Origin of the sequence: Bacillus sp. FSL R5-0603 (genome assembly GCF_038050295.1) — a bacterium.
Taxonomy (GTDB): domain Bacteria; phylum Bacillota; class Bacilli; order Bacillales; family Bacillaceae; genus Bacillus; species Bacillus subtilis.
In genome coordinates, this window is record NZ_JBBOYP010000001.1 from 357,133 (window position 1) to 382,643 (window position 25,511).

General features: G+C 47.0%; 28 protein-coding genes. 22 read left to right on the top strand and 6 right to left on the bottom strand.

What is annotated here, in order from left to right; genetic code table 11:
• Positions 1–29 precede the first annotated feature (29 nt).
• The 4 genes from gabT to gdh all read left to right on the top strand — a co-directional run bounded on the left by gabT (position 30) and on the right by gdh (position 4,588).
• Entirely contained in the window at positions 30–1,340 is a 1,311-nt protein-coding gene (gene gabT, locus NYE56_RS01705; RefSeq protein WP_046160059.1) for a 4-aminobutyrate--2-oxoglutarate transaminase, read from the top strand.
• 68 nt (positions 1,341–1,408) lie between these two features.
• The gene (gene gabD / locus NYE56_RS01710; RefSeq protein WP_341283376.1) at positions 1,409–2,797 is read left to right on the top strand and encodes a succinate-semialdehyde dehydrogenase; all 1,389 of its coding nucleotides are present in this window, start codon (positions 1,409–1,411) and stop codon (positions 2,795–2,797) included.
• Positions 2,798–2,919: 122 nt separating this feature from the next.
• Positions 2,920–3,783, top strand: a complete 864-nt coding sequence (gene glcU, locus NYE56_RS01715) for a glucose uptake protein GlcU (protein ID WP_003234455.1) — start codon at positions 2,920–2,922, stop codon at positions 3,781–3,783.
• 19 nt (positions 3,784–3,802) lie between these two features.
• A complete protein-coding gene (gene gdh / locus NYE56_RS01720; RefSeq protein ID WP_014475815.1) occupies positions 3,803–4,588 on the top strand; it encodes a glucose 1-dehydrogenase in 786 nt (261 codons plus the stop codon).
• Positions 4,589–4,632: 44 nt separating this feature from the next.
• On the opposite strand, the gene NYE56_RS01725 is transcribed toward gdh, so the two are convergent.
• Genes NYE56_RS01725 through ycnK form a run of 3 tightly spaced genes read right to left on the bottom strand, consistent with a single transcriptional unit; the run spans position 4,633 to position 7,492 of the window.
• Positions 4,633–5,247 (bottom strand): YcnI family copper-binding membrane protein, encoded by a 615-nt coding sequence (locus tag NYE56_RS01725; protein ID WP_123372804.1) that lies wholly within the window; start codon positions 5,245–5,247, stop codon positions 4,633–4,635.
• Between the two features lie 12 nt (positions 5,248–5,259).
• Positions 5,260–6,885: a copper transporter YcnJ gene (ycnJ, locus tag NYE56_RS01730; RefSeq protein ID WP_341284372.1), complete on the bottom strand. Its 1,626-nt coding sequence runs from the start codon at positions 6,883–6,885 to the stop codon at positions 5,260–5,262.
• Between the two features lie 34 nt (positions 6,886–6,919).
• Positions 6,920–7,492, bottom strand: a complete 573-nt coding sequence (ycnK, locus tag NYE56_RS01735) for a copper uptake transcriptional regulator YcnK (RefSeq protein WP_268549835.1) — start codon at positions 7,490–7,492, stop codon at positions 6,920–6,922.
• Positions 7,493–7,656: 164 nt separating this feature from the next.
• Between ycnK and NYE56_RS01740 the strand changes: the two genes are divergently transcribed.
• The 6 genes from NYE56_RS01740 to sipU all read left to right on the top strand — a co-directional run bounded on the left by NYE56_RS01740 (position 7,657) and on the right by sipU (position 13,050).
• The gene (locus NYE56_RS01740) at positions 7,657–8,010 is read left to right on the top strand and encodes a hypothetical protein (protein ID WP_123372807.1); all 354 of its coding nucleotides are present in this window, start codon (positions 7,657–7,659) and stop codon (positions 8,008–8,010) included.
• Between the two features lie 172 nt (positions 8,011–8,182).
• Positions 8,183–9,619, top strand: coding sequence for a PTS mannitol transporter subunit IICB (locus NYE56_RS01745; protein ID WP_326188561.1), 1,437 nt, complete (start codon positions 8,183–8,185; stop codon positions 9,617–9,619).
• A 24-nt stretch (positions 9,620–9,643) separates the two neighbouring features.
• A complete protein-coding gene (locus tag NYE56_RS01750) occupies positions 9,644–10,075 on the top strand; it encodes a PTS sugar transporter subunit IIA (RefSeq protein WP_003246714.1) in 432 nt (143 codons plus the stop codon).
• Position 10,076: 1 nt separating this feature from the next.
• Complete coding sequence (locus NYE56_RS01755) at positions 10,077–11,198, top strand: mannitol-1-phosphate 5-dehydrogenase (RefSeq protein WP_341283377.1); 1,122 nt, start codon at positions 10,077–10,079, stop codon at positions 11,196–11,198.
• A 90-nt stretch (positions 11,199–11,288) separates the two neighbouring features.
• A complete protein-coding gene (locus NYE56_RS01760; protein WP_268554603.1) occupies positions 11,289–12,353 on the top strand; it encodes a tartrate dehydrogenase in 1,065 nt (354 codons plus the stop codon).
• Positions 12,354–12,486: 133 nt separating this feature from the next.
• A complete protein-coding gene (gene sipU / locus NYE56_RS01765) occupies positions 12,487–13,050 on the top strand; it encodes a signal peptidase I sipU (protein ID WP_268554604.1) in 564 nt (187 codons plus the stop codon).
• A gap of 68 nt (positions 13,051–13,118) precedes the next feature.
• On the opposite strand, the gene NYE56_RS01770 is transcribed toward sipU, so the two are convergent.
• Positions 13,119–13,727, bottom strand: coding sequence for a dienelactone hydrolase family protein (locus NYE56_RS01770; protein ID WP_268554605.1), 609 nt, complete (start codon positions 13,725–13,727; stop codon positions 13,119–13,121).
• An 85-nt stretch (positions 13,728–13,812) separates the two neighbouring features.
• Here NYE56_RS01770 and NYE56_RS01775 point away from each other — a divergent pair, with 85 nt between their 5' ends.
• Positions 13,813–14,205 (top strand): 3-hydroxyacyl-ACP dehydratase FabZ family protein, encoded by a 393-nt coding sequence (locus tag NYE56_RS01775; protein WP_043858118.1) that lies wholly within the window; start codon positions 13,813–13,815, stop codon positions 14,203–14,205.
• A gap of 32 nt (positions 14,206–14,237) precedes the next feature.
• Here the strand turns inward: NYE56_RS01775 and NYE56_RS01780 are convergent, their stop codons facing one another.
• Positions 14,238–14,402, bottom strand: a complete 165-nt coding sequence (locus tag NYE56_RS01780; RefSeq protein WP_032678934.1) for a hypothetical protein — start codon at positions 14,400–14,402, stop codon at positions 14,238–14,240.
• Positions 14,403–14,534: 132 nt separating this feature from the next.
• On the opposite strand from NYE56_RS01780, the gene NYE56_RS01785 reads away from it, so the two are divergent.
• From NYE56_RS01785 to NYE56_RS01825, 9 genes are all read left to right on the top strand, one after another.
• A complete protein-coding gene (locus NYE56_RS01785) occupies positions 14,535–15,284 on the top strand; it encodes a phosphoglycolate phosphatase (protein WP_268554607.1) in 750 nt (249 codons plus the stop codon).
• Positions 15,285–15,489: 205 nt separating this feature from the next.
• Complete coding sequence (gene pxpA, locus NYE56_RS01790; protein WP_341283378.1) at positions 15,490–16,263, top strand: 5-oxoprolinase subunit PpxA; 774 nt, start codon at positions 15,490–15,492, stop codon at positions 16,261–16,263.
• A gap of 14 nt (positions 16,264–16,277) precedes the next feature.
• On the top strand, positions 16,278–17,492 hold the full coding sequence (locus tag NYE56_RS01795; protein WP_003234422.1) for an NRAMP family divalent metal transporter: 1,215 nt from the start codon (positions 16,278–16,280) through the stop codon (positions 17,490–17,492).
• Between the two features lie 23 nt (positions 17,493–17,515).
• On the top strand, positions 17,516–18,289 hold the full coding sequence (locus tag NYE56_RS01800; protein ID WP_341284373.1) for a putative hydro-lyase: 774 nt from the start codon (positions 17,516–17,518) through the stop codon (positions 18,287–18,289).
• Between the two features lie 44 nt (positions 18,290–18,333).
• Positions 18,334–19,056 carry a 5-oxoprolinase subunit PxpB gene (pxpB, locus tag NYE56_RS01805; protein WP_341283379.1) on the top strand — a complete coding sequence of 241 codons (723 nt, stop codon included), beginning with the start codon at positions 18,334–18,336 and terminating at the stop codon, positions 19,054–19,056.
• A gap of 2 nt (positions 19,057–19,058) precedes the next feature.
• Positions 19,059–20,066, top strand: coding sequence for a 5-oxoprolinase subunit PxpC (pxpC, locus tag NYE56_RS01810; RefSeq protein ID WP_341284374.1), 1,008 nt, complete (start codon positions 19,059–19,061; stop codon positions 20,064–20,066).
• Positions 20,067–20,081: 15 nt separating this feature from the next.
• Entirely contained in the window at positions 20,082–20,834 is a 753-nt protein-coding gene (locus NYE56_RS01815) for an IclR family transcriptional regulator (protein ID WP_341283380.1), read from the top strand.
• Between the two features lie 63 nt (positions 20,835–20,897).
• The gene (gene lipC, locus NYE56_RS01820) at positions 20,898–21,539 is read left to right on the top strand and encodes a spore germination lipase LipC (protein WP_187954623.1); all 642 of its coding nucleotides are present in this window, start codon (positions 20,898–20,900) and stop codon (positions 21,537–21,539) included.
• Between the two features lie 172 nt (positions 21,540–21,711).
• Positions 21,712–21,957, top strand: a complete 246-nt coding sequence (locus tag NYE56_RS01825) for a YczI family protein (RefSeq protein WP_003240256.1) — start codon at positions 21,712–21,714, stop codon at positions 21,955–21,957.
• 5 nt (positions 21,958–21,962) lie between these two features.
• Here the strand turns inward: NYE56_RS01825 and NYE56_RS01830 are convergent, their stop codons facing one another.
• Positions 21,963–22,250, bottom strand: coding sequence for an antibiotic biosynthesis monooxygenase family protein (locus tag NYE56_RS01830; protein WP_003234413.1), 288 nt, complete (start codon positions 22,248–22,250; stop codon positions 21,963–21,965).
• Positions 22,251–22,400: 150 nt separating this feature from the next.
• On the opposite strand from NYE56_RS01830, the gene pbpC reads away from it, so the two are divergent.
• Both pbpC and NYE56_RS01840 read left to right on the top strand, forming a co-directional pair.
• Positions 22,401–24,407, top strand: coding sequence for a penicillin-binding protein 3 (gene pbpC / locus NYE56_RS01835; protein WP_341283381.1), 2,007 nt, complete (start codon positions 22,401–22,403; stop codon positions 24,405–24,407).
• A 100-nt stretch (positions 24,408–24,507) separates the two neighbouring features.
• Positions 24,508–25,410 carry an aldo/keto reductase gene (locus NYE56_RS01840; RefSeq protein WP_047182108.1) on the top strand — a complete coding sequence of 301 codons (903 nt, stop codon included), beginning with the start codon at positions 24,508–24,510 and terminating at the stop codon, positions 25,408–25,410.
• The last annotated feature ends 101 nt before the right edge of the window (positions 25,411–25,511 follow it).

Consider the following 25,511-nt stretch of genomic DNA (forward strand, 5'->3'; position numbering starts at 1 on the left):
TAAGAAAATACCGACAGGGGGATATTCACATGAGTCAAACAACAGCAAGCATCACAACTGCACAATGGCAGCAAAAACGGGATCAATTTGTGTCAAAAGGTGTGAGCAACGGCAACCGCAGTCTGGCGGTCAAAGGAGAAGGGGCCGAGCTGTACGATCTGGACGGCCGGAGATTTATTGATTTTGCAGGCGCCATCGGCACGTTAAATGTCGGACACTCGCATCCGAAGGTGGTTGAGGCTGTGAAGCGGCAGGCGGAGGAGCTGATTCATCCTGGTTTTAATGTCATGATGTACCCGACTTATATCGAATTAGCCGAAAAACTGTGTGGCATCGCGCCGGGCAGCCATGAGAAAAAAGCGATTTTTCTTAACTCAGGGGCAGAAGCGGTCGAAAACGCTGTGAAAATCGCCAGAAAGTATACAAAGCGTCAAGGCGTTGTCTCATTTACGCGCGGGTTTCATGGACGCACGAATATGACGATGAGCATGACAAGCAAGGTAAAACCTTATAAATTCGGTTTCGGGCCTTTTGCGCCAGAGGTTTATCAAGCGCCGTTCCCTTATTATTATCAGAAGCCGGCCGGCATGAGTGATGAAAGCTATGACGATATGGTCATTCAAGCATTCAATGATTTCTTTATCGCTTCAGTGGCGCCTGAAACGGTGGCGTGTGTCGTGATGGAGCCAGTGCAGGGAGAAGGCGGGTTTATTATCCCTTCGAAACGGTTCGTACAGCACGTCGCTTCATTCTGCAAAGAACACGGCATTGTTTTTGTTGCTGATGAAATCCAAACCGGCTTTGCCAGAACTGGCACTTATTTCGCAATTGAGCACTTTGATGTAGTGCCCGATCTGATCACGGTTTCTAAATCGCTTGCGGCAGGCCTGCCATTAAGCGGTGTGATTGGGCGTGCGGAAATGCTTGATGCGGCAGCGCCAGGGGAGCTGGGCGGCACGTATGCAGGCAGCCCGCTCGGCTGCGCGGCGGCTTTGGCAGTCTTGGATATTATCGAAGAAGAAGGACTGAATGAGCGATCTGAAGAAATTGGCAAAATCATTGAAGACAAGGCGTATGAGTGGAAACAAGAATTCCCGTTCATCGGTGACATCCGTAGACTCGGGGCGATGGCCGCAATCGAAATCGTCAAGGATCCTGACACGCGTGAGCCTGATAAGGCAAAAGCAGCAGCGATCGCGGCCTATGCGAATCAAAACGGATTACTTTTGTTGACAGCGGGAATTAACGGTAATATCATCCGCTTTTTGACACCGCTCGTCATCTCAGACAGCCTATTAAATGAAGGGCTCAGCATCCTGGAGGCGGGCCTGCGAGCTTAATCATTGGAAAGAAAACGGCTGGGTCTGCTATCATTTTAAGTAATCATGAAAAGAAAGGAATGTTCAATATGCCAGATCAATTAACGGTCTACAACCCGGCTACGGGCGAGGAGATCAAAACGATTCCTCAGCAATCAGCCACAGAGGTAGAAGAAGCCATTGAACGTTCACATCAAGCGTTTAAAACGTGGTCTAAAACATCAGCGAACGAAAGAGCGTCTCTTTTAAAAAAATGGTATGAGCTGATTGTTGAACATAAAGAAGAGCTTGCAGATTTAATTACAAAGGAAAACGGAAAACCATACCAGGAAGCAGTCGGCGAGGTGCTTTACGGCGCAGGCTATATCGAATGGTTCGCAGAAGAAGCGAAGCGTGTGTACGGAAGAACGGTCCCGGCCCCGACAACGGGTAAACGAATTGTTGTCACACGCCAGCCGGTCGGCCCCGTTGCTGCTATCACGCCCTGGAATTTCCCGAATGCGATGATTACACGCAAAGCGGCGCCTGCTCTTGCCGCTGGCTGTACATTTATCATCAAGCCGGCGCCGGACACACCGCTGTCTGCTTATGAACTAGCGCGCCTCGCATATGAAGCGGGCATTCCGAAGGATGTTCTTCAGGTTGTAATCGGCGATGGAGAAGAAATCGGAAATGTGTTCACAAGCAGTCCGAAAATCCGCAAAATCACGTTCACAGGCTCAACACCTGTAGGGAAAATCCTTATGAAAAACAGCGCGGACACCGTGAAGCACGTCTCAATGGAACTCGGCGGACACGCCCCGCTGATCGTAGATGAAGATGCAGACATTGACCTTGCCGTTGAACAGGCGATGGCGTCCAAATACCGAAACGCCGGCCAAACCTGCGTATGTGCCAACCGCCTGATCGTTCATGAATCCATTAAAGATGAATTTGCTGCGAAACTGAGCGAGCAAGTGTCTAAGCTGAAAGTCGGAAATGGACTTGAGGAAGGCGTCAATGTCGGACCGATTATCAACAAACGAGGCTTCGAAAAAATCGTCAGCCAAATAGATGATGCGGTTGAAAAAGGCGCGAAAGTGATTGCTGGGGGCACATATGACCGAAACGATGACAAAGGGCGCTACTTTGTGAATCCGACAGTGCTCACCGATGTCGATACGTCCATGAACATCATGCATGAGGAAACATTCGGCCCGGTCGCCCCGATCGTCACGTTTTCTGATATTGATGAAGCGATTCAGCTTGCCAACGATACACCGTATGGCTTGGCTGCTTACTTCTTCACAGAAAACTACCGCCGCGGCATCTATATTTCCGAGAATCTAGAGTATGGCATTATCGGCTGGAATGACGGCGGACCGTCAGCGGTTCAAGCGCCATTCGGCGGAATGAAAGAAAGCGGCATTGGCCGTGAAGGCGGTTCAGAAGGTATCGAGCCGTACCTTGAAACAAAATATTTGTCCATCGGTTTATAAAAGAATGCACGCTCCTGAGAGCTGCCGGATTTTCCGGCAGCTCTTTTTGTGTTCCGGCGAATAATCACAACAATTCCAGCCAAAATAACAGCAAATACATTTTGAAAGAAGGTTCCCCAACAATGGATTTATTATTGGCTCTTCTCCCGGCTTTGTTTTGGGGGAGCATTGTTCTCTTCAATGTGAAATTAGGCGGCGGGCCGTACAGCCAGACACTGGGAACGACGATCGGGGCACTCATTGTTTCTATCGTTATTTACTTTTTTGTTCAGCCCGTTCTGTCACTTCGCATTTTTATTGTTGGAATCGTATCCGGCTTATTTTGGTCACTTGGACAGGCCAACCAGCTGAAAAGCATTCAATTGATGGGCGTGTCGAAAACAATGCCGATTTCCACAGGAATGCAGCTCGTTTCCACCTCGCTTTTCGGTGTGATCGTGTTCCGCGAATGGTCAACACCGATTGCGATTACGCTTGGCGTTCTCGCTTTGATCTTTATCATTGTGGGAATCATTCTCACGTCCTTGGAAGATAAGAATGATAAAAAAGAAGGCGAGCCAAGCAATTTGAAAAAGGGCATTTTGATTCTCCTTGTTTCGACTCTTGGTTATTTGGTTTATGTAGTCGTGGCTAGATTATTCAATGTGTCCGGCTGGTCCGCGCTGCTGCCACAGGCAATTGGCATGGTGGTCGGGGGGTTAGTTTTAACCTATAGACACAAACCCTTTAACAAGTATGCGATCAGAAATATTCTCCCAGGCTTAATCTGGGCAGGCGGAAATATGTTTTTGTTTATTTCTCAGCCGCGAGTCGGCGTTGCAACGAGCTTTTCCCTTTCACAAATGGGAATTGTCATTTCTACGCTCGGCGGTATTTTCATCCTGCGTGAAAAGAAAACGAAACGCCAGCTTATAGCAATTGCGATCGGGATTATCCTGATTATTGCCGCCGCTGTATTCTTAGGAATCGCCAAAACAAATTCATAACAAATGGAGGAAGATGTATATGTATCCGGATTTAAAAGGAAAAGTCGTCGCTATTACAGGAGCTGCTTCAGGGCTCGGAAAGGCAATGGCCATTCGCTTCGGCAAGGAGCAGGCAAAAGTGGTTATCAACTATTATAGTAATAAACAAGATCCGAACGAGGTAAAAGAAGAGGTCATCAAGGCGGGCGGTGAAGCTGTTGTCGTCCAAGGAGATGTCACGAAAGAGGAAGATGTAAAAAATATCGTGCAAACGGCAATCAAGGAGTTCGGCACACTCGATATTATGATTAATAATGCCGGTCTTGAAAATCCTGTGCCATCTCACGAAATGCCGCTTAAGGATTGGGATAAAGTCATCGGCACGAACTTAACAGGTGCCTTTTTAGGAAGCCGTGAAGCGATTAAATATTTCGTAGAAAACGATATCAAGGGAAATGTCATCAACATGTCCAGCGTGCATGAAAGGATTCCGTGGCCGTTATTTGTCCACTATGCAGCTAGTAAAGGCGGAATTAAGCTAATGTCTGAAACGTTGGCTTTGGAATACGCGCCGAAGGGCATTCGTGTCAACAATATCGGGCCAGGTGCGATCAACACGCCAATCAATGCTGAAAAATTCGCTGACCCTAAACAGAAAGCAGATGTAGAAAGCATGATCCCGATGGGCTATATCGGCGAACCGGAGGAAATTGCCGCAGTGGCAGTGTGGCTTGCTTCGAAGGAATCCAGCTATGTTACAGGCATCACGTTGTTTGCGGACGGCGGAATGACGAAATACCCTGCTTTCCAGGCAGGCCGCGGTTAAACATAAAAAGCGACCCAGAAATGACATCTGGATCGCTTTCTTTATTAGGCGCGTTTTTTCTTAACAAGCGCTGCTACAGATAAAATAATGGCAGCCGCAGACAGCACAATCGCTGTAATGTCTAGAGCTGAAGAACCTGAGTTTTCGGAATCGTCTTCTGTCTTCGTGGCGCCGTGCTCATCTGTCACTTGTTTTGCAGACGTGATGTTTGTAATGGAATGAGGTGTATCGGCATCCTCGTCACCTGTCCACTCAACAATGCTGCCGTCTTTGTAATATTGGTATGCGTCCCAAGCAGCTTCCTCCGCTTTGTCAGGGTTTTTGGCAACAAAGGTAAACTGCTGGAACTGTCCTTCCCGAATGCCTCCGTCAGTCGCCTCCCATGTTACGGACACTGATTTGTCATCATGTTTTTGAGTGGAAACCTTCCAGCCCGGAATTGGCTCATATTGCTGGAATTCAACATCCTTCGGCATTTTGAGGACAACCTTCGTTGTCGGCAGATTTTTCTCAGAAGGAACCTTCATTGTATACGTTTCCCAAGAGCCTGCAGCAGACTCAGCCGGTTTTACAGAAACATGCGCGCTGGCAGGGGCCGTAAAGAATAAGAGGGAGCCGACAATAGCCGGACATAGTGTCAATGCGATTTTTTTCAACAACGTAAACACTCCTTAATTGGTCTTTGTAAACATGATATTGATTTCGTTAAAGTCGCCGGTCAGGCCGTGGACTTTGATCTTCCAGTTTCCTTTTTCATTAATCGACAGGTTTTGATCTTGGAAGACGCCTTTTGTTTTTTCTTTTAATGTAAAGGTGCTTTTGTTTTCGCTGCCTGACAGGCCTGTTTTATAAACGGTTAACGTGATTTGCTGGATGTTTTTCACGGGATCTCCGTTATGGTCGGTGACCCGCAGCTCAAATACATTTTTTCCGGGCTGGTTTGGGCTGATGCTGAGAGAAACGCTTTGCCCGTTCTCAATCGCTTTGGTTTGGTAGAACGGTTCCGGCGCTGGCTCAGGCGGGCTTGGCAGGCTTGTAAACACGGCCGCTGTGATCAATACAGCGATGCCGATTGCCCACTCCGCTTTCAACGTTCGGCTGATTCCTGTGCGGCGCTGCTTTCTGGTAAGCAGAAAATGAATCGCACCTAAGACCAGCATGAAAACAAACAGCCCGCTTTTCACTAAAAGAGCTTGGCCGTACGCTGTATGGAACAGTGAATCCATTGAACGAATGATGAAAAATCCATTGAGCAAGCCTGAAAACAAAATGACGCCGACTGCAGTGAGCGCCCATGGGGAGAACCGTCTGACCGTCTCCCACGCGAGCGTTTTGTCAGGCTGCCTCCATTCTTTTGAGAGCAGCAAAACGAGTGCCGCTATTCCGCCGACCCAGATGGAAGCGGAAGTTAAATGAAGGAAATCCATCAAAATGCCGACCGTTTTTTCTTCAACGACAGCAGCATGCCCGGTAAACGCCTTGGCAAGCAGGAGACCGAAAAAGAAAATGAGCGGCGCTGTCCAATAGCCAAAGGATGAAAAGCGGTTTTTCCGTATCGCAGGGATGACAGACAGTGCGAGCAGTACGAACAGCGCGGCCTGTATGATCCAAATGGAGCCGCCTGCTGTCTCAAACAGTGTTTCTCTGATGTAGCCCGGCTGGAATGCGCCGCCCCAGCCGACGCCTGCGTTCGCTTTTGTCTGAATCGGAAGCTGAAGCAAAAGCGCCAGCCCCAGTGCTGCAATCGAGCCGGTCAGGATACGTCTCGTCCGTTTGACGAGCTGTTCTGATTTCCCTTTATACCAGAAAAGATGGAAGAAAACTGTTCCGATAAACAGAGATAGGGCTGTATACAGAATCGCGCGATCTGCTGCTGTTCCCGGATTCAGCGCTGAGTCGGCTGCTTTTTGGCTGCTGAATCCGCCATCCGCTTTCCCGATACTGAACGGAATGACGCCGGAAACCGGATGCCCGTCCGCGGATACGGCATTCCATTCCGCTCTGTACACATCTTTAGGCAGCTTCTTCTTCAGCTTCACTGTCATGATGTGATGATTATCTTTTTTGATTTCAGTCTTGTCCGTATCCACACGGTCGCCGTTTGAATTATAGACTTTAATGTAATGAAACCCTTCTTCAACCGGTTCATTAAATTCGATTTCCACCTGTGCAGGGGCGCTTTTTAATTCGCTGTTTTCCCCAGGTGAAGATTTGACAATATAGGCGTGAGCAAAGCTTGTTTTCGGCAGGAAAACAAGAAAAAGCAGAAGGATGATCCACCATCTGTTTCGCTTCATCACTCAGACACCACCTTCCGCTGTATGTGTTGTGTTATTTCTTGGTGCAGGTGCAGCGTTTCTTTCGGTCTTGAAGCATGTCTTCCAGCGCTTGGTCGAAAGTGCGGACGGCTCCGCCGAATCCTTTTTGAAATCGTTCGGCATGGTCAAGTGTCGCAAACGGAATGGCCTGCGGCTGGCAGCAGTGCAGGTTTAATTCAGCATTTACGACGAAATAAGCCGAACCGGCACTGACGGTTGTCTGTAACAGAAAATCTCTGCAAATCAAGTGTGAAACCTCTTCCGTTTTATCCGCGTAACGCAAAAACGCGCAATGTGCGCAGCATAGCTGTTCAATGTCTTGGTTTACCGTAATCAGCTGAACCGAATGAGCTTGATTGACGGGCTTCAAGCAATAGCTGCACATATGATCCGCTTGAGGTGTTCGGGCGGGGAGCGTGATGCCGCCGGCCGTTTTAATGACCTGATTTGACTGAACCAGCTGATTGACATCTCTGTATACCGTCATTTCCGAAACGCCAAACCTTGCGCTGATGTCAGAAATTCTGAGCGCGCCTTCTTCTTTCAGCCACTTCAGTATGTGTTGCTGTCTATTAATCGGAAGCATTCATACACCCTCTTCATTAAGATCTATTTAAGCGTAGAGGATTTTAGAGACAGAGACAAGTAAGCTGATGATAAAAAATGTGAAAATGTGTTGAACAGAAACAAAACGAAACAGAAGGGACTCTGGTATAATAGACATATGGAATAGAAAGTGAGGAATACCCTATGAAAGAAACACCATGCCCGAACTGCGGCAAACCTTTGACAGGCGACATGGTCAGATCATCAAATGTGCCTTGTCAATTTCGCTGCGGACACTGCCGGGAACGGCTTTATGAATATAAAGTATCAGCTCCGATTATGCTGGTATCATTAGCTGCCATTGTGCTGCTCATTTATCTTTTGCTGCTCCTCCGCAATGCGGCAAGTTCAATGCTGCCGGCTGTACAGCACGTGCCAATGGCTGTTTTTGCGCTTGTGTGCGCCTATCCCGTTTTTATTGTGAGTGAGCGAATGATCGCAAAGTACGTGATTCAAAACGGCAATATTATTTATAGAGGAAAGAGAAAAGGCTCCTGAAACCAGGAGCCTTTTTATTTTTAAAAAATTGTCACAGTCATGTGCCAAAGTCCTCTTTACTTTCAATTGTATAGGGACTGTAAGCGTTTTAACATAGAGTCAAAGGGAAGCACCATTCTCTGAACATATTTTTTTATCTTACAGCGACAAACAAAACAGGGAGGGTTTATATATGCAGCAGCAAGAACAGCAGCAAGGCGGCATGAAAGTGAAAGTGCAGCGCTTTGGGAGTTATTTGAGCGGAATGATCATGCCGAATATCGGCGCGTTTATCGCGTGGGGTATCATTACCGCGCTGTTTATTCCGGCAGGATGGTTTCCGAATGAACAGCTGAACGCGCTGGTCAGCCCGATGATTACGTATTTATTGCCGCTTTTGATAGCGTATACAGGCGGAAAAATGATCTACGACCACCGCGGCGGAGTTGTCGGAGCGACAGCGGCAATCGGGGTGATTGTCGGATCGGATATTCCAATGTTTTTAGGCGCAATGATTATGGGTCCGCTTGGCGGATACCTCATTAAACAGACTGATAAATTATTCAAGGATAAAGTCAAACAAGGCTTTGAAATGCTGATCAACAACTTTACGGCAGGGATTGTCGGCGCGGCTTTAACGATTCTCGCGTTTTACGCCATCGGCCCGGTTGTCCTGACGCTAAATAAATTGCTGGCGGCTGGTGTGGAAGTCATTGTACACGCTAATTTACTGCCCGTAGCCAGTGTTTTTGTAGAACCGGCGAAAGTGTTGTTCCTCAACAACGCCATCAACCATGGAATCTTAAGCCCGATCGGAATCGAGCAAGCATCCCAAACAGGAAAATCAATTCTGTTTTTAGTAGAAGCAAACCCTGGACCGGGGCTCGGCATTTTGCTGGCGTACATGTTCTTTGGCAAAGGATCTTCAAAATCAACGGCTCCCGGTGCGGCGATCATCCATTTCTTCGGAGGGATTCACGAGATTTACTTCCCGTACATTCTGATGAAACCGGCCCTGATTCTCGCAGCCATTGCCGGCGGAGCAAGCGGACTCTTAACGTTTACGATCTTTAATGCCGGACTTGTCGCGGCAGCGTCACCGGGAAGCATTATCGCATTGATGGCAATGACGCCAAGAGGAGGTTATTTCGGCGTATTGGCGGGTGTATTGGTCGCTGCAGCTGTATCGTTCATCGTTTCAGCAGTGATCCTGAAATCTTCAAAAGCTAGTGAAGAAGACCTGGCTGCCGCAACAGAAAAAATGCAGTCCATGAAGGGGAAGAAAAGCCAAGCAGCAGCTGCTTTAGAGGCGGAACAAGCCAAAGCAGAGGAAGCGTCTGAGCTGTCTCCTGAAAGCGTGAACAAAATTATCTTTGCGTGTGATGCGGGAATGGGATCAAGTGCGATGGGGGCATCCATCTTAAGGAACAAAGTGAAAAAAGCAGAGCTTGACATCAGTGTGACCAACACGGCCATTAACAATCTGCCAAGCGATGCGGATATTGTCATCACCCACAAAGATTTAACAGATCGCGCGAAAGCAAAGCTGCCGAACGCGACGCACATATCAGTGGATAACTTCTTAAACAGCCCGAAATACGATGAGCTGATTGAAAAGCTGAAAAAGTAATCTTATAGAAAGAGAGTGATACTCATGCAAGTACTCGCAAAGGAAAATATTAAACTCAATCAAACGGTATCATCAAAAGAAGAGGCCATCAAATTGGCAGGCCAGACGCTGATTGACAACGGCTACGTGACAGAGGATTACATTAGCAAAATGTTTGAACGTGAAGAAACGTCTTCTACGTTTATGGGGAATTTCATTGCCATTCCACACGGCACAGAAGAAGCGAAAAGCGAGGTGCTTCACTCTGGAATTTCAATCATACAAATTCCAGAGGGCGTTGAGTACGGAGAAGGCAACACGGCAAAAGTGGTATTCGGCATTGCGGGTAAAAATAATGAGCATTTAGACATTTTGTCTAACATCGCCATTATCTGCTCAGAAGAAGAAAATATTGAACGCCTGATCTCCGCTAAAAGCGAAGAAGATTTGATCGCCATTTTCAACGAGGTGAACTGACATGATCGCCTTACATTTCGGTGCGGGGAATATTGGGAGAGGGTTTATCGGCGCGCTGCTTCACCACTCCGGCTATGATGTGGTGTTTGCGGATGTAAACGACACGATGGTCAGCCTCCTCAACGAAAAAAAAGAATACACAGTCGAACTGGCGGAAGAGGGACGTTCATCAGAGGTCATTGGCCCGGTCAGTGCGATTAACAGCGGCAGTCAGCCCGAAGAGCTGTATCGGCTGATGAATGAGGCGGCGCTCATCACAACAGCTGTCGGCCCGAATGTGCTGAAGCTGATTGCTCCATCTATCGCAGAAGGTTTAAGACGGAGAAACGCTACAAACACACTGAATATCATTGCCTGCGAAAATATGATTGGCGGAAGCAGCTTCTTAAAGAAAGAGATATACAGCCATTTAACGGAAGCAGAGCAGAAATCCGTCAGTGAAACGGTAGGTTTTCCGAATTCTGCCGTTGACCGGATCGTCCCGATTCAGCATCATGAAGACCCGCTGAAAGTATCGGTTGAACCATTTTTCGAATGGGTCATTGATGAATCAGGCTTTAAAGGGAAAACACCAGTCATAAACGGTGCACTGTTTGTTGATGATTTAACGCCGTACATCGAACGGAAGCTGTTTACGGTCAATACCGGACACGCGGTGACAGCGTATGTCGGCTATCAGCGCGGACTCAAAACGGTCAAAGAAGCAATCGATCATCCGGAAATCCGCCGTGTCGTTCATTCGGCGCTGCTTGAAACTGGTGACTATCTCGTCAAATCGTATGGCTTTAAGCAAACTGAACACGAACAATATATCAAAAAAATCATCGGTCGCTTTGAAAATCCTTTCATTTCGGACGATGTGACCCGCGTAGCGAGGTCACCTCTCAGAAAACTGGGAGAAAACGATAGACTTGTAGGCCCGGCAAAGAAAATAAAAGAACCGAATGCACTGGCGGAAGGAATTGCCGCAGCACTGCGCTTCGATTTCACCGGTGACCCTGAAGCGGTTGAACTGCAAGCGCTGATCGAAGAAAAAGGATACAGCGGCGTACTTCAAGAGGTGTGCGGCATTCAGTCCCATGAACCGTTGCACGCCATCATTTTAAAGAAACTTAATCAATAACCGATCACCCGTGACACAATGTCACGGGATTTTTTTACTATCTCGCAATCTAGTATAATAGAAAGCGCTTACGAAAACAGGGGAAGGAGAATGACGATGAAACAATTCGAGATTGCGGCAATACCGGGAGACGGAGTAGGAAAAGAGGTTGTAGCGGCTGCTGAGAAAGTGCTTCATACAGCCGCTGAGGTACACGGAGGTTTGTCATTCTCATTCACGGCTTTTCCATGGAGCTGTGATTATTACATGGAGCACGGCAAAATGATGCCTGAAGACGGAATACATACGCTAACTCAATTTGAAGCGGTTTTTTTGGGGGCTGTCGGAAATCCGAAGCTGGTTCCCGATCATATATCGTTATGGGGACTGCTGCTGAAAATCCGGAGGGAGCTTGAGCTTTCCATTAATATGAGACCCGCCAAACAAATGGCAGGCATTACGTCGCCGCTTCTGCATCCAAATGATTTTGACCTCGTGGTGATTCGCGAGAACAGTGAAGGAGAATACAGTGAAGTCGGCGGGCGCATTCACAGAGGCGATGATGAAATCGCCATCCAGAATGCCGTGTTTACGAGAAAAGCGACAGAACGTGTCATGCGCTTTGCCTTCGAATTGGCGAAAAAACGGCGCAGCCATGTGACAAGCGCCACAAAGTCTAACGGAATTTATCACGCGATGCCGTTTTGGGATGAAGTCTTTCAGCAGACAGCCGCTGATTATAGCGGAATCGAAACATCATCTCAGCATATTGATGCGCTGGCCGCTTTTTTTGTGACGCGTCCGGAAACGTTTGATGTCATTGTGGCGAGCAACTTGTTCGGTGATATTTTAACCGACATCAGCTCAAGCCTGATGGGAAGCATCGGCATTGCTCCTTCTGCGAACATCAATCCGTCCGGCAAATATCCGTCCATGTTTGAACCGGTTCACGGCTCAGCTCCTGACATTGCCGGACAGGGCCTTGCCAATCCGATCGGCCAGATTTGGACAGCGAAGCTGATGCTCGACCACTTCGGAGAGGAGGAATTGGGGGCGAAAATTCTGGATGTAATGGAGCAAGTGACTGCCGACGGCATCAAAACACGCGACATTGGGGGACAAAGCACAACGGCTGAGGTCACTGATGAAATCTGTTCGCGCTTAAGAAAGCTCTGATGAATCAGGCCGGGGCAGATGGCTGCCCCGGCCTGTCCATTTCCTTACGAAAATTTCCACGAAAGTCTAACCAAGCAGATCCAAATGCTGTATAATAATTTGGAATTCTTAGGAAAGCATCGGGTGAAGGAAGTTGAATGCAAAAACAATCACGTTAAAGAAAAAAAGAAAAATCAAAACGATCGTTGTACTCAGTATCATTATGATCGCAGCTCTCATTTTTACGATCAGATTGGTGTTTTACAAGCCTTTTCTTATTGAAGGATCATCAATGGCCCCAACGCTTAAAGACTCAGAAAGAATTCTAGTTGATAAAGCAGTCAAATGGACTGGCGGGTTTCACAGAGGCGACATCATAGTCATTCATGACAAAAAGAGCGGCCGCTCATTTGTCAAGCGTTTAATCGGTTTGCCTGGTGACAGCATTAAAATGAAAAATGATCAGCTATACATAAATGATAAAAAGGTGGAAGAACCATACTTAAAGGAATATAAACAGGAGGTCAAAGAGTCGGGTGTAACCTTAACAGGTGACTTCGAAGTTGAGGTTCCTTTCGGTAAATATTTTGTGATGGGAGATAACCGTCTCAATTCACTGGATAGCAGAAACGGAATGGGCATGCCTTCTGAGGACGATATCATCGGTACTGAATCTTTCGTCTTTTATCCATTCGGTGAGATGAGACAGGCAAAATAAAACTCAGTGCAACAAAGAACATGGGACGTACGGAACCAAAACACGCGATAATAAAGCACTGTAAGCGATTAAAAAATTTCTGATGAAACAGGGCGGAGCCGTTTTTCCGCCCCGTTTTTTATGATAGAGAGCGTTTTGAAGAAAAGGGCCCTGTTGAAATAAACAGAATGAGGATTGGCGAAGCCGTGAAGCACATCGAATTGATAAATCTCAAGATGGGTATGCTGTTTTTCCCGCAGTTTTTTGATAAGAAGCGCTACGTCAAACGACGGCTCATAATTAGGGAAAAACAATAGGACCGGGCAGGCTGGCACGTGATGAAGAGAATCGCGTATCCGGGAACCGTAATAACAAACAGCTCCGCTCACCTCAGGCATACTGCTGCATTTCCATGCGATAGTAGCCCCCACGCTGAATCCAATCACAAAGATGTGCCGTCCGGCGTTTTGTCTGATCACATTCTGGATGATGGTTTCTCCCGTTTTCAGCCGTTCGTGTTTTGTAAATTGTTCGTATGCCGTTTTTTCTTCTTGCAGTGTGTAGACTTCATCCTCGCCGAGCAGGTTGGGCGTCAACACATCATATCCAGCCATTTTGATCAGCCGGCCCATCTTTTTCATATGGCTGTTTACACCGTATATTTCGTGTACGAGAATGACAAGCGGTTTTGGGGACATAACGGCCTCCTTTTGTGTTTTTTCCATTATATCCTATCGTTTCACTTTAGGCTGAGATATAATGGTCAAAAAAAGGAGATATAAAATGAACTCATTATCTTTGCCTCACCGCTATCCATTTATGTTTATTGATGGCGTGACGGATAGCGAGCCCGGCAAACATGCGGCAGCTTATAAGCTGATTAGTGAGAACGATTGGTTTATCACTGATACGCAAACAGAAATGCCGTTTTCACTTGTGATTGAAGCGCTTGCGCAAACCGCGGCTTTTACAGGAATTACAGATGAGAACAGCTTGGGATTATTGTCTTCGGTGAAGAAAGCGGAAAAGCTGGGAGAAGCTGTGCCTGGTGACCGGCTTGATCTTACGTTTGAAGTCACGCGCAATCGGCGCGGGTTTGTGTTCGGACATGCCAAGGCATCAGTTGGAGAGCAGCCTGTTGCTGAAGCTGAAATCGGCATCTATATTGAAAAATGAAAAAAACCCTTCACAACATTTTGTGAGGGGTTCTATTTTGTGTCGTAATCCCGTTCGCTTTGAGAGTTATCTCTTTGCTGTCGTTTGTGTTTTTCATCATTCATATTTTCCTTCAGCTCTTCATTAGGAATCGGATCGGTTAAGTCGTTGTGCTCGGGGTTTTCATTTGGTTTGTTTTGCTGTTTTCTTTCTGTCATGTTTGATCACCTCACCGTTTGTTTTCCTCTTATCCGTTCTCTTCAAACATAGGAAATCGCTTTTTTGTCCCGCTGGGTATAATGTATTAGAATAGAGAGAAGCACAACAAAAAGATAAAGAGAGGTACATATATGTCTGTTCAAAGAGAAGATGTAGATATCAAGCTGATCGCAATTGATATGGATGGTACACTGCTGAACGACGAGCAGCTGATCTCGGATGAAAACCGCAAAGCCATTCGTGAAGCGGAGGATAAAGGTGTGTATGTGGTGATCAGCACGGGCCGGACGCTGATGACGTGCCGGGAGCTGGCGGAATCGCTAAAGCTGTCATCCTTTCTAATCACGGCAAACGGCAGTGAAATTTGGGATTCGAATTTTAATTTGGTGGAACGGAAGCTGCTTCATACGGACCATATTCAAATGATGTGGGATTTGCGGAATAAGCACAACACTAATTTCTGGGCTTCTACGGTGAATAAAGTATGGAGAGGCGAGTTTCCGGAAAACATTACGGATCATGAATGGCTCAAATTCGGCTTTGACATCGAGGATGACGATATCCGAAACGAAGTGCTTAAGGAGCTGAGAAAAAACAAAGAGCTCGAAATCACAAATTCAAGTCCGACAAACATTGAAGTCAACGCGCTTGGCATCAACAAAGCTGCAGCCCTTGCCAAGGTTACGGAAAAACTCGGCTTTACAATGGAGAATGTGATGGCAATGGGCGACAGCCTTAATGACATTGCGATGATCAAAGAAGCGGGTCTTGGCGTCGCAATGGGCAATGCGCAAGACATCGTAAAAGAAACGGCTGATTATATCACGGATACAAATATTGAGGATGGTGTCGCTAAAGCGATTCGCCATTGGGTACTATAAAAAAAGAGAGTCCTAAGATGGACTCTCTTTTTTAGTTTGGCAGGTTTTCTTCTGGGACCATGGTAGGTTTTCTGACAAAAGTATTTCACAAACTGATATGATTCACTTATAATGAAATAAAGTTCAAAAATTCGGAATAGTCGTTCCGAATTTCGGGACAATAAATGACATAAAGCATATCGTTTGCTTTGGCAGGAGGGATTCTGTGTTTCAGATTGATTTAAACTGTGATTTAGGAGAAAGCTTCGGAGCCTACAAGATAGGCCTTGACCAAGATATTTTAGAGTATGTGACATCAGCGAATATCGCATGCGGATTTCATGCAGGAGATCCTAGTGTTATGCGAAAAACCGTCGCGCTTGCAGCGGAAAAAGGCGTAAAAATCGGCGCGCATCCGGGCTTGCCGGATTTACTCGGTTTTGGGCGCCGCAATATGGCGATTTCTCCTGAGGAAGCGTATGATCTTGTCGTTTATCAAATTGGCGCGCTCTCTGGCTTTCTAAAAGCAGAGGGACTTCACATGCAGCACGTCAAGCCGCATGGCGCTTTATACAATATGGCGGCAGTCGATAAAAAACTGTCGGATGCTATCGCGAAAGCTGTCTATAAGGTTGATCCCGGCCTGATTCTTTTCGGTCTTGCTGAGAGCGAGCTTGTAAAAGCGGGAGAACGGATCGGACTTCAGACTGCAAATGAAGTGTTCGCCGACAGAACATACCAATCGGACGGCACGCTGACACCGCGTTCCCAGCCGGACGCACTCATTGAAAGTGATGATGCCGCCGTCACCCAGGTCATCAAAATGGTGAAAGAAGGGGCGGTCAAATCCCAGCAAGGACATGATGTGTCATTAAAAGCAGATACAGTCTGCATTCATGGAGATGGAGCCCATGCGCTGACATTTGCGCAAAAAATCAGAAAACAGCTCAAAGCGGCTGGAATTGAAGTGACAGCTATTTCAGAACAGAGGTCAACATAAAGGAGGAACAATAGATGGAGCAGCAGAAAAAGACAGCAGGAAAAAAAGCGGGCAGCTGGTCATTGCTGATGGGCGCCGCCTTTTTAATGGCGACATCAGCAATCGGACCGGGTTTCCTCACCCAAACCGCAACATTCACAAACACACTCGCAGCAAGCTTCGGTTTTGTCATCTTAATCTCTATTATTTTAGATATTTTCGCCCAAACCAATGTGTGGCGCATCATCGCAGTTTCTGGAAAACGAGGTCAGGAAATTGCGAATATGGTGCTTCCCGGACTGGGGTATTTCATCGCCATTCTCGTCGTGCTTGGCGGACTAGCTTTTAATATTGGGAATATCGGAGGGGCCGGGCTGGGACTTCAGGTGCTGTTCGGCATTACACCTGAAACAGGCGCTTTAATCAGTGCCGTTATCGCCATTTTGATTTTTGTCATCAAGGAAGCAGGAAAAGCGATGGACCGTTTTACGCAAATCGCGGGGTTCGTGATGATTATTTTAACGGTCTACGTTGCGGCGACGACAGCTCCTCCGGTCGGACAGGCAGTCGCAAATACATTCGTCCCGGAACACATCAGCATATTTGCCATTGTCACCCTAGTGGGCGGAACCGTCGGCGGTTATATCACATTTGCCGGAGGACACCGTTTGCTTGATGCCGGAATTAAAGGAAAGGAATCCATTCCGCAGGTGACAAAGAGCTCGGTTGTCGGCATTTTAATTACATCTGTCATGCGTATCGCTCTTTTTCTTGCGGTTCTAGGCGTTGTATCGAAAGGCCTGCACATCGATGAAAGCAACCCGGCGGCTTCTGTCTTCAAGCTGGCTGCTGGAAATGTCGGTTATAAAATTTTCGGATTGATCATGTGGTCTGCGGCGATTACGTCTGTTATTGGAGCAGCCTATACATCTGTTTCATTTTTTAAAACCTTTTCTCCAAAAATTGAAAAGAACTCACGCGGTATTATTATCGGATTTATTGTTGTTTCTACGTTAGCTTTTGTCACAATCGGCCAGCCTGCGAAGATCCTCGTCCTTGTCGGTTCACTGAACGGCTTAATTCTGCCGATTGCGCTCGGAACGCTGCTTGTTGCCGCCTACAAGAAAAACATTGTCGGTGATTATAAGCATCCGCTTTGGCTGACAAGCACAGGCGCGCTTGTAGTGATTGTAATGGCAGTTATGGGAATCTACACGTTATGTACACAACTTCCTCAATTGTGGAGCTGATATAAGTGGAGCAATTAAACAAAATGACGCCGAAGGATGTACGCGCCCTGATACGAGAGGGGAAAATAAACGGGCCGACCGCAGGCATGTCCGGCGGCTACGCCCAAGCGAATCTTGTGGTTTTGAAAAAGGACCTTGCTTTTGACTTTCTGCTGTTTTGCCAGCGAAATCAAAAGCCCTGCCCCGTGCTGGATGTGACTGAAGCAGGTTCGCCCGTGCCGTCTCTGGCTGCGCCTGATGCTGATATCAGAACGGACTTTCCGAAATACCGTATTTACAGGCACGGTATCTTAACGGAAGAAGTATCTGATATTACGCCATACTGGGAGGACGATTTTGTCGGCTTTCTGATCGGATGCAGTTTCTCCTTTGAACAGGCACTGATCAATAATGGGATAGCTGTCCGGCATATTGATGAGGGGACAAACGTCTCAATGTATAAAACGAATATCGATTGTGTTCCAGCGGGGGCGTTTCACGGACAGATGGTTGTCAGCATGAGGCCGGTTCCTGAACGGCTGGCTGTACGTGCCGCACAAGTGACCTCGCGTTTTCCGGCTGTGCACGGAGGGCCGATCCATATCGGCAATCCGGGAGCAATCGGGATTCGCGATCTCGGGAAACCGGATTTCGGAGATGCCGTTTCCATTCGTGACGGCGAGGTTCCTGTTTTTTGGGCATGCGGGGTGACCCCGCAAGCCGTGGCTATGAATGTAAAGCCTGAAATGGTCATCACACATGCGCCGGGGCATATGCTCATCACAGATATTCGAGACGAGTCGCTTGCGGTGCTGTAGCCTCTCGTCATCCTGATGAACGAGAATTAAAAGAGGTGAGAAAGATGACTGTACAATATCAAATCGAACAGCTTGGTGATTCTGCAATGATGATCCGATTCGGAGAAGAAATCAATGAACAGGTCAACGGCATTGTCCATGCCGCGGCCGCTTATATAGAAGAACAGCCATTTCCGGGATTCATTGAATGTATCCCGGCTTTTACAAGTCTAACCGTATTTTATGATATGTATGAAGTGTACAAGCATTTGCCTCAAGGCATAAGCTCACCTTTTGAGAAGGTCAAGCGCGATGTCGAAGAGCGGCTGGTAGCAATAGCCGAAGACTATGAGGTCAACCGCCGCATTGTAGAAATTCCCGTCTGCTATGGCGGTGAATTCGGTCCGGATTTAGAAGAGGTGGCGAAGATCAATCAGCTGTCACCGGAGGAAGTAATCGACATTCATACAAACGGTGAATATGTGGTGTATATGCTTGGCTTCGCGCCCGGTTTTCCTTTTCTAGGCGGGATGTCAAAACGCATTGCAGCTCCGAGAAAATCATCGCCAAGACCGTCGATTCCCGCAGGTTCGGTCGGTATTGCGGGATTGCAGACAGGCGTTTATCCGATTTCAACGCCGGGCGGCTGGCAGCTGATCGGCAAAACGCCGCTGGCTCTTTTCCGGCCGCAGGAAAACCCGCCGACATTGCTGCGGGCGGGAGATACTGTGAAATTCGTTCGCATCTCAGAAAAAGACTATCACGCCTATAAGGAGGAGTCCAATTGAGCATGAAAGTATTAAAGCCCGGACTGCTCACAACGGTTCAGGATATAGGCAGAACGGGTTACCAAAAATACGGCGTTCTGGCCAGCGGCGCTATGGACACGGTTTCACTGCGCATTGCCAATCTGTTGATAGGAAACGGCGAAAATGAAGCAGGTCTCGAAATAACGATGATGGGGCCCGGTCCGTCGTTTCATTTTTCAAAACAGACACTGATTGCTGTGACAGGGGCGGACTTCACGCTGCGTATTAATGACGAGGAAGCGCCTTTATGGAAGCCTGTGCTCATTAAGGAAAACAGCACAGTCAGCTTTGGCCCCTGCAAACTCGGCAGCCGTGCTTATTTGGCGGCAGCCGGCGGCATTGAGGTGCCTGCCGTCATGGAAAGTAAAAGCACATACGTCAGAGGAAGCATCGGCGGACTTCATGGCAGAGCGCTTCAAAAAGAAGATGAACTGGACATTGGAGAGATGTCAGCTCTTTCGCAAACCATCCTTTCCCGCTTAAGTTCGCAGCTTGGAAAACAGGGATTTGCAGCACCGAAGTGGTCAGTCAGCCGCGGCAGATTTCTGCCATTGAAGAAGAATCCCGTTATTCGAGTGCTGGAAGGAAAGCAATTTGCCTTTTTCACAGAAGAATCAAAAACGCGTTTTTATGAAGAAGCATTTCGTGTCACGCCGCAGTCTGACCGTATGGGCTACAGGCTCAAAGGAGAACCGCTCGAACTGAAGGCCCCGCTTGAGATGGTGTCGGAAGCGGTTTCATTCGGAACAGTTCAGGTGCCGCCTGACGGCAACCCGATTATCCTGCTTGCAGACCGGCAGACGACTGGCGGCTATCCGAGGATCGCGCACATCATATCCGCTGATCTTCCGATTGTTTCCCAAATCATGCCGGGCGAGCACGTTCAGTTTGAGCCTGTGTCCCTTCAGGAGGCAGAAGCGCTTGCGGTAGAACGGGAACAGCATATAAAAGAACTGAAAACGAGAATGAAGATGGAATGGCTGACATAGCAAAGGGGATGAATGATGCAGAATAAAAATAAAACCGTAGTCAAATCTATAGCGCTGCTTAATTTGTTTTTGCATAAACCAAGCCTAACCTTAAGTGAACTGGTGGCGCTGACAGGAATGCCTAAGACCTCTGTTCACCGGATGGTCAGCTCCTTGGAGGAAATGGGGTTCCTCAGCCGGGATGCATCCGGCGCTTATTCGCTGGGATTGGTGTTTTTGGAATTCGGACAGCTTGTCGCTGACAGGCTGGATATCAGAAAAATAGCGAAACCGGTGATGGAAGAGCTGTGCCGGGAAGTGGATGAGGCCGTGCAGTTGATCATGAGGGACGGCAATGAAGCGATATACGTTGAGAAAATAGAAGGGACACAGACTGTGCGGCTGTATACGGCGATCGGCAGGCGTTCCCCCCTATACGCGGGAGCGTGCGCCAGAAGCATTCTGTCCTTTCTTCCCCGTGAAGAAATCGAAGCATACATCAAACAAACCGAGCTCATTTCGATTGGCTCCGGAACGATTACCGATCCCGAGAAACTGCTTCAGGAGATTGATGCCTCTGTGCAAAATGGCTATACTGTCAGCTATTCAGAGCTCGAAAACTATACGGCGGCGATCGGCGCCCCGATCTTTAACCATAAGCGCCAGGTGGCAGCCGGCATTAGCATTGCAGGCTTTGAAGCGAGATTTACAGAAGACAGGCTGCCCTATTTAACAGAAAAGGTGAAGGACGCCGCTTTACAGATTTCAAGAAAAATAGGATATACATAAGTAGCCAATCTTTTCTCTGCTGCGTACATTAACGTATCGACGTTCAAGAGTGGAGGAAAGAACATGGTGCTTCGATATACAGCTCTGGGCGATTCCTTGACGACAGGGAGAGGCTCCGGGCTGTTTTCACCAGGCTTCGTCCAGCGTTTTGGGGACATGATGGAAGCTGACTTGAAAACAAGAACGGCAATAAACATATTTGCCAGATCAGGCCTGAATACAGAAGAGATTTTGGGACTTCTGTCATATCCCTATGTGCAAAAATGCATTCGAGATGCTGATATGATAACGATCACAGGGTGCGGAAACGATCTCATCGATTCGGTCTTAGCCTACCAAACCTCTAAGGATGAAACGATTTTCAGCCGTGTATCCGCCCATTGCCATGAGAATTTTGAAAAGATGATTGCCAAAATCGCCGAGATTAAAGGAGAAAAACCTTCCCCGTACGCCATCCGAGTGTTCAACTTATACAATCCGTTTCCCGGCATTGAAATCGCCGGCAAATGGATCACATCCTTTAATTCACATTTAGAAACACTTGCATCAGCACCCCATGTCAAAATCGCAGATGCCTATAGTATCTTCAAAGGCAAGGAGCGGGAATATCTGTCCTTTGACGGTGTCCATCCGAACTGCAAAGGCTATCAAGCGATGGCTGAAGCCGTTCACAAGCTAGGCTATAAAGAACTATCAGTTTCATAAAAAACGCGCCTCATGACAGGCGCGTTTTTTATGTGTGATCGAAATATTAAAAGAAACTTAAAATTCTCTGTCTTCTGTTCTACAGACAAACAAAGTGCGCTAGAATAATGGAGGACGTAGGCAAATATAGCCATAACGTTCAATATTTCGTATATAAGGAAGGATGGTCCTTTTGTTTCGGATTTTTAAAATGTCTTTTGCGGTTATCATTATTATACTGGCGCTTATTGCTTTTAACTATACGGAACACACCTCTGTTATCCAATCGGTCATGCTCGTCTTTCTTGGCGCCGTCATGTTTATGCAGGGGCTTGAAGAGCGCAAAAAAGAAAACGACGGCTCAGGCGCTTTTAATATTTATACTGCCGTTTTTGTATGGTCTGTCTCCCTTATCGGTTTTACACTTCATATTATATAAATCTATTACACATCCTGAAAATGCTCGACCGTCGGGAACGGGGTATAGAACCGATGAAGCAAGGCTTTCCACTCTTGATACTCTGAAGAACCGCGAAAGCCTTCCGTATGGTCCTCAAGTGTTTCCCATTCCACAAGAAGCAGATATTTATGCGTTTCCTCCATGCATTTTGATAACGAGTGAGTGATATAGCCCTTCATGCCGGAAATAATCGGCGCCGCTTGCCGGAATGCATCCTCAAACTCTTGTTCAAGGCCTTCTTTAATGTGAAGCATTGCTGCCTCTCTGACCATGCTATCCCTTCTTTCTGTCTTTTCAAATAGTCTACAGCAAACGATAGGAGATTTCTGCAAAATCGGTGAACTTTTCCTTCATTTTCAAAAAAATCTTGCACGCACCAATTCAATTAAGAGAAAATAACAAGTGGAAGGCAGGGGAAAGTCATGTTAAAAAAGTGTATTCTACTAGTATTTCTATGCGTCGGATTGATTGGGTTAATCGGATGCTCCAAAACAGATTCACCAGAGGATCGCATGGAAGCATTCGTGAAACAGTGGAACGATCAGCAATTCGATGACATGTATCAAAGCCTGACTAAAGATGTCAAAAAAGAAATCTCCAAAAAAGATTTCGTCAACAGGTATAAAGCCATCTATGAGCAGGCCGGCGTAAAAAATTTGAAAGTCACTGCGGGAGAAGTAGATAAGGACGATCAAGACAACAAGACAATGAAACATATCCCGTATAAAGTCAGCATGAACACAAATGCCGGCAAAGTCAGCTTCAAGAATACTGCTGTGCTGAAATTAGAAAAAACAGATGACGAGGAGTCATGGAATATAGATTGGGACCCATCGTTTATTTTCAAGCAGCTGGCTGACGACAAAACCGTGCAAATTATGAGCATTGAACCGAGACGAGGCCAAATTTACGATAAAAATGGAAAAGGTTTAGCTGTCAATACAGATGTTCCGGAAATTGGAATTGTTCCCGGAGAGCTTGGCGATAAAAAAGAGAAAGTTATAAAAGAACTCGCCAAAAAACTTGATTTGACTGAAGACGACATCAAGAAAAAGCTGGATCAAGGCTGGGTAAAAGACGATTCGTTTGTGCCGCTCAAAAAGGTCAAGCCTGACCAGGAGAAATTAGTTTCTGAAGCGACCTCATTACAAGGCGTAACAAGAACGAATGTCAGCTCCCGCTACTATCCGTATGGCGAAAAGACAGCCCATTTGACAGGCTATGTCCGCGCCATTACAGCGGAAGAACTGAAGAAAAAGAAAGAAGGAACGTACAGCGATACGTCTAACATCGGTATCGCCGGACTTGAAAATGTGTATGAAGACAAGCTAAGAGGCACAACTGGCTGGAAAATCTATGTGCCGCAAACCGGGGAAGTCATCGCTAAAAAGAAAGCAAAGGACGGCGAGGATCTTCACCTCACAATTGATATCAAAACGCAAACGAAGCTGTATGATGAACTGAAGGATGACAGCGGGGCGGCAGTCGCGCTGCAGCCGAAGACAGGCGAAACACTCGCCCTTGTCAGCGCGCCTTCCTACGATCCAAACGGATTTATTTTCGGCTGGAGCGATAAGGAATGGAAAAAGCTAAACAAAGATAAAAACAATCCGTTTTCAGCGAAATTCAATAAGACATACGCGCCAGGTTCTACCATTAAACCGATTGCGGCTGCTATTGGAATCAAAAACGGCACCCTTAAAGCCGATGAGAAGAAAACAATCAAAGGCAAGGAGTGGCAAAAAGATTCGAGCTGGGGCGGCTATTCAGTGACACGTGTGTCTGAGAGACTTCAACAAGTCGATTTGGAAAACGCCCTTATTACGTCAGACAATATTTATTTTGCCCAGAATGCGCTTGATATGGGAGCGGACACCTTCACAAAAGGCTTAAAAACATTCGGTTTTTCAGAGGACATTCCGTATGAATTCCCGATCCAGAAATCGTCTATTGCAAATGATAAGCTTGATTCAGACATTTTGCTTGCGGATACAGGCTACGGACAAGGGCAAATGCAAATGTCTCCGCTTCACTTGGCAACTGCTTACACGCCATTTGTTGACAATGGAGACCTTGTCAAACCGACGCTGATCAAAAAAGATTCACAAACAGCTGATGTTTGGCACAAGCAAGTGGTCACCAAGGAAGGAGCGGCAGACATTACAAAAGGTCTGAAAGGCGTTGTGGAAGATGAGCGCGGATCAGCGTATCAGCCTGTCGTGAAAGGAATCACAGTGGCCGGGAAAACAGGAACAGCCGAGCTGAAAACATCAAAAGATGATAAAGACGGCACGGAAAATGGCTGGTTTGTCGGCTACGATTATAAAAACAAAGACCTGCTTGTCGCCATGATGATCCAAAATGTGCAGGACCGCGGCGGCAGCCACTATGTCGTTGAGAAAGCGAAAAAGCAATTTCAATCGAATTAAAATGTCTTTTTAAAAGGAGCGAAAGGAAAAAGGGGATCTGAGGCCGAATGAACTAGTAAGGGGCAAAACCCGGTTTATACAAAGAAAAGAGGGATTTTGCATGCAGCGTATTCAATTGGCGGAGGATCTTCAATTTTCAAGAGTCATACACGGGCTTTGGCGGCTGAATGAATGGAACTATTCAGATGCTGAACTTCTGAGCCTCATTGAATGGTGTATCGATCACGGCATCACGACCTTTGATCATGCGGATATTTATGGAGGCTATACGTGCGAAAAGCTGTTTGGAAACGCCCTTGCCCTTTCGCCTGGATTAAGAGAAAACATAGAGCTGGTCACAAAATGCGGTATCGTTCTTGAATCGCCTGAACGGCCCGCTCACAGATCGCATCATTATAACACAAGCAAATCGCATATTTTGGCATCCGTTGAGCAATCGCTTATGAACCTTAGGACGGATTATATCGATGTACTGTTGATTCACAGACCGGACCCGCTCATGGATCCGGAAGGGGTAGCAGAGGCGTTTCAGGCCTTGAAATGCTCTGGCAAGGTCAGGTACTTTGGCGTTTCAAATTTTAAAGATCACCAGTATCGGATGCTGGAATCGTATTTGCCTGAGAAGCTTGTGACGAACCAGATTGAGCTTTCCGCATATGAATTAGAAAATATGCTCGACGGCACTTTGAACCTGTGCCAGGAAAAACGGATTCCGCCGATGGCTTGGTCGCCTCTGGCAGGCGGCAAAGTATTCACTGGAAACACGGATAAAGACCGGCGTGTCCGCACGGCGCTTGAATCCGTCCAAGGGGAAATCGGCGCCGCTTCATTGGGCGAGGTCATGTACGCATGGCTGTTCACGCATCCGGCCGGCATCATGCCGATTGTCGGAAGCGGAAAGCGCGAGCGGATTTCCGCCGCGATAAATGCGTTGTCATACAAGCTTGACCAAGATCAATGGTTCCGCATTTTTACAGCCGTACAGGGTTACGATATTCCATAAAAAGCATCAGCTTACCAGCTGATGCTTTTTCAATATTGTCACACCGCTTAGTGCCAAATTACCATTTATAAGTGATTGATTCTTTCTTGAAAGCGTTTTAT